This is a genomic window from Cupriavidus sp. R6-3 (genome assembly GCF_059772245.1).
The window spans coordinates 1-4236 of sequence record NZ_JCBAJO010000318.1; the positions used below are offsets into that span (position 1 = coordinate 1).

General features: G+C 71.6%; 5 protein-coding genes. 1 reads left to right on the top strand and 4 read right to left on the bottom strand.

The features are described 5' to 3' along the window. Nucleotides 1-923: fumarylacetoacetase (fahA, locus tag AC6EI8_RS24700; RefSeq protein WP_498383150.1), on the top strand; the 923-nt coding region annotated here is incomplete at its 5' end. 214 nt (nucleotides 924-1137) lie between these two features. Here fahA and AC6EI8_RS24705 read toward each other — a convergent pair. The 4 genes from AC6EI8_RS24705 to AC6EI8_RS24720 form a co-directional block, all read right to left on the bottom strand. Beyond that, on the bottom strand, nucleotides 1138-1593 hold the full coding sequence (locus AC6EI8_RS24705) for a hotdog family protein (RefSeq protein ID WP_498383153.1): 456 nt from the start codon (nucleotides 1591-1593) through the stop codon (nucleotides 1138-1140). A gap of 62 nt (nucleotides 1594-1655) precedes the next feature. Then, nucleotides 1656-2465 carry a beta-ketoacyl synthase chain length factor gene (locus AC6EI8_RS24710; RefSeq protein WP_498383151.1) on the bottom strand — a complete coding sequence of 270 codons (810 nt, stop codon included), beginning with the start codon at nucleotides 2463-2465 and terminating at the stop codon, nucleotides 1656-1658. Further along, nucleotides 2462-3772, bottom strand: coding sequence for a beta-ketoacyl-[acyl-carrier-protein] synthase family protein (locus tag AC6EI8_RS24715; protein WP_498383155.1), 1311 nt, complete (start codon nucleotides 3770-3772; stop codon nucleotides 2462-2464). The genes AC6EI8_RS24710 and AC6EI8_RS24715 overlap by 4 nt, the downstream gene beginning before the upstream one ends. Nucleotides 3773-3897: 125 nt before the next feature. Further along, on the bottom strand, nucleotides 3898-4236 hold a 339-nt coding region (locus AC6EI8_RS24720; protein ID WP_498383152.1), incomplete at its 5' end, for a hypothetical protein.

Consider the following 4236-nt stretch of genomic DNA (forward strand, 5'->3'; position numbering starts at 1 on the left):
GCCTGCATCTGCCGGTCGAGATTCCCGGCTACACCGATTTCTATTCGTCGAAGGAGCACGCGACCAACGTCGGCCGCATGTTCCGCGACCCGGACAACGCGCTGCTGCCGAACTGGCTGGAAATCCCGATCGGCTACAACGGCCGCGCCAGCTCGGTGGTGGTGAGCGGCACGCCGATCCGCCGCCCGAACGGCCAGATCAAGCTGCCGAACGAGGCGCGGCCGATCTTCGGCGCCTGCCGCAAGCTCGACTACGAACTGGAGATGGGCTTCATCGTCGGCAAGGACTCGGCCCTGGGCGTGCCGGTGCGCGTCGACCAGGCCGACGATTATCTGTTCGGCATGGTGCTGCTCAACGACTGGAGCGCGCGCGACATCCAGCAGTGGGAATACGTGCCGCTGGGGCCGTTCAATGCCAAGACCTTCGGCACCTCGATCTCGCCGTGGGTCGTCACGATGGAAGCGCTGGAGCCGTTCCGCCGCGACAACCCCGAGCAATCGCCCGAGCCGCTGCCGTATCTGCGCCAGTCGGCGCGCAACGCCTACGACATCGAACTCGAGGTCGCGCTGCGGCCGCAGGGCGCCGAGCGCGCCGAGCCGATCAGCCGCACCAACTTCCGTGCGATGTACTGGACGATGGCGCAGCAGCTGGCCCACCACACGGTGTCGGGCTGCAATGTGCGCGTCGGCGATCTGATGGGTTCGGGCACGATCAGCGGCACCACGCCGGATTCGTACGGCAGCCTGCTGGAACTGACCCGCAACGGCAACGAGCCGCTGAAGCTCGCCGGCGGCGTGGAGCGCGGCTTCCTGCAGGACGGCGATGAAGTGGTGATGCGCGGCTGGTGCCAGGGCGATGGCTATCGCATCGGCTTCGGCGAGGTCAGCGGCGAGGTGCTGCCGGCACCGAAGATCGAGGGCTGATCGCCCGCGCGCAGCAACGCCACGCGAGCCGGGCCCGGACTGCCGCGCAGCAACGCCGCGCAAGCCGGCCCGGACCGCCGAAGCAAGGCCACCCAAGCCGGGGGCCGGACCGCAGCGCGGGGGACCGGGCCGGCGCGGGCCGGACCGTACCCCTGCTCAATCGGCCGTACCGTACCGCGCCGGACCCAGGCGCACGTACCGTGCCGTGCCGGACCTAAGCGGCCGGCGTGGCGTCCAGCACCACCGCCGCGCGGCCCGTCAGCAGTACGGCGCCGCCGCCACGCAGCGAGAATTCGTAGAGCACCTGTCGATCGTCGCCGCCGATGCGTTCTGCCTCGATCGTCAGCGGCACCGCCACGGTATCGAGCCGCTCGACGAAGATCTCGACCTTGCGCACGCTGGCCAGATAGCCAAGGCTCGGCGTGGCCGCGGCGCCGGTGCGCAGCAGCGCGCCATGCACGGCCATCGCCTGCGCGGCATATTCGATGCCGCACAGCGCGGCCAGCCTTCCTTCGGCACGCAACGGATGCTCGGGCGACGTGTGGTTGCGTGCCTCGCAGCGGATGCGCTGCGCATTCCAGTCGACCACCTCGTCGAGCAGGCACATCGCGCCGCGATGGGGGATATGCGCGGCGATCCAGTCGCGCCGGACCGGCGTGCCGGGCGGCATGGCGGCCGGCGACGCGCCGACGTCGCGGGCGTCGTTGGCGTCGTTCGGGTCGTGGGCGTCGTTCACCGCCATGGCGCGACCTCGACGCGCAGCCGCAGCGGGTCCAGATAATCGAGCACCGCCGTGGTGTCGTCGCCGCGTGCCAGCGCCTGCAGCAAGGGCAGGGCGCGCGCGGCCGGGATGGCGGCGCGTAGCGCTTCCAGCGCGGCATCGGCCATCGGCGTCGGTGTCGGCGCGTCGCCTTCGAGGACCAGCGATGGCCGCAGGCTCGCCAGCGTCGCCGCACCCGGCTCGGCCGTCAGCACCAGCGCGAGGCCGAACGCATCGGGAATCGGCCGCGCACTGCGCAGCGGCTCGGGATAGTCGGTGTCGTAGGCGATCAGCACGCAGGGCGAGCCGGTCGCCAGCACCTGGCTGTAGGCATCGAGCAGGCCCGCGGCAAAGCTGCCGTCGTGCGCGCACATCGCGTTGGACGGCGCCATCGCGCCGGTCGCGATGCTCCAGTAGCCGGCCGGTGCGTTGTGCACCGAGTTGTGGAAGCGGGTCGGCGAGATCATGGGATCGTCGCCGGCCAGCGATTCGCAGATCGCGTGATAGTTGTGGCCGTCCGCGCCCGAGGCGCTGAACACGGTTGCCAGCGTGGCGGCATCGCGTCCGCTGGCGGCGATCGCCTGCCGGCCCACTGCGAGCGCGAGCTTGACCGCGGGGCCGGTGCGCCGGCGCTCGGCCGACGGCAGCCCTTCCGGCGCGGGCAACGCGGTGGCGGCGTGCAAATAGGGAGTCTCCGCGCGCAGCACTGCCGCCCCTTGCTGCCAGTCCGTGAGTCCCGGACCGAGCAGGCCGATCCCTTCGACGAACACCGGCGCCGTCATGACCGTGCGCCTTGCAAATGCGCGTCGGCGCGGCCAAACAGCAGGCTGCAATTGGAGCCGCCGAAGCCGAAGGCATTGCTCAGCGCGTAGCGGAGGCGATGGCCGGCATCGGCCGTCCCGGTGCGCAGCAGATAGCCCACCGGCAGCGCGGGATCGAGCTCGGTATCGGCAATGCCGGCCGGCAGCCAGCCCTCGCGCAGCGCCAGCGCGCTGATCACCGCCTCGATCGCGCCGGCCGCGCCCAGCGTATGGCCGGTCGCGCCCTTGGTCGAGCTGCAGGGCGTCGTGCCGAACAGCGCGAGCACGGCCTTGCCCTCGGCGGCGTCGTTGCTCGGCGTCGCGGTGCCATGCAGATTGATGTAGTCGATGTCGGCCGGCGTCAGTCCGGCGTCGGCCAGCGCCTGCTCCATCGCCAGCCGTGCGCCCAGTCCGTCCGGATGCGGGCTCGACATGTGATGCGCATCGCTGGATTCGCCGACGCCGCACAGCAGCACCGCGTCGTCGGGCAGCGCCGCCGCGCCGGAGCCTGGCAGTGATTCGGGCAGGGATTCGGCCAAAGATTCGGGCAAAGATTCGGGCAAAGATTCGGGCAAAGATTCGGGCAACCGTTCCAGCAGCCCGAACGCGCCGCCTTCGCCGATCGAGATGCCGTTGCGCCGCGCATCGTAGGGCCGGCAGGGCTCGGCCGACACCAGCTCCAGCGAGTGAAAGCCGTACAGCGTGGTGTGGCACAGCGAATCGACGCCGCCCACCAGCGCCGCGTCGATCAGCCCGACCTCGATCATCCGGCGCGCCGAGGCGAACACCTTGGCGCCCGACGAGCAGGCCGACGAGATCGCCGCAGCCGGACCGGTCAGGCCCAGGTACGCGCGCACGAAGGCCGGCAGCGAGAACGGGCTGTGCCGGTGCGCGTAGTCGAAGTCGGGCGGCAGCGCGCCGGTCGCGGGATCGCGACGCCGGTAGGCCTGCTCGGTCTCGAGGATGCCGCCGGTGCTGGTGCCGAGAAACACGCCGATACGGTGGGCGCCATATCGCGCGATGGCCTCGCGCACGCGCTCGGCGAAGCCGTCCTGTTCGAGCGCCAGCCGCGCCAGCCGGTTGTTGCGGCAGTCGAAGCTGGCGAATTCGGCCGGCAGCGGGGCGTCGTCGACGCCGGCGACCTCGCCGACATGGGTGCGCAGCCGCACGTCGCCGAAGCGGCAGGGCGCGAGTCCGCTGCGCTGGGCGCGCAAGGCCGCGGAGGTCGCGGCCAGGCCATGGCCCAGGCAACTGGTGACGGTGAAATGGGAGAACTGCAGGGCGGACACGGACGGGGACAGCGGACGATCGGGATGCGTTGCGGCGCGTTGCGGCGCGTCGCCGATATTGCGGGGGCGGCCGGGGTTGCCGGCGTTGCGGTCGGTGGCGGGCACCGATGGGCGGCGCGATTGTATCAAAGCGGCTCCAGCTCGCCGGTGGAGGCGGTGGTGGAGGCCGCGGCGGAGGTCGTGGCCGAGGAGCGTGCCGCCTCCTCCCGGGACGCGGCGCCGGGCTCGGCCTGCGCCGCCTGCATGGCCCGCACGGCCTGCCCCTTGGGCGCGTCCGAAGCATCGAGCGCATCGGCCGCACCGACCGCATCGACTGCATCGACCCCATCGACCGCATCGACCGAATCGAGCGTGCCGACCATCAGCACATTGGCGCCATGCGCATCGCGCGGCAGTGGCACCTCGCGCAGCGTCATGCCCATGCCGCGCAGCAGCGCGCGCCATTCGTCGGCGGGCCGGCAGGT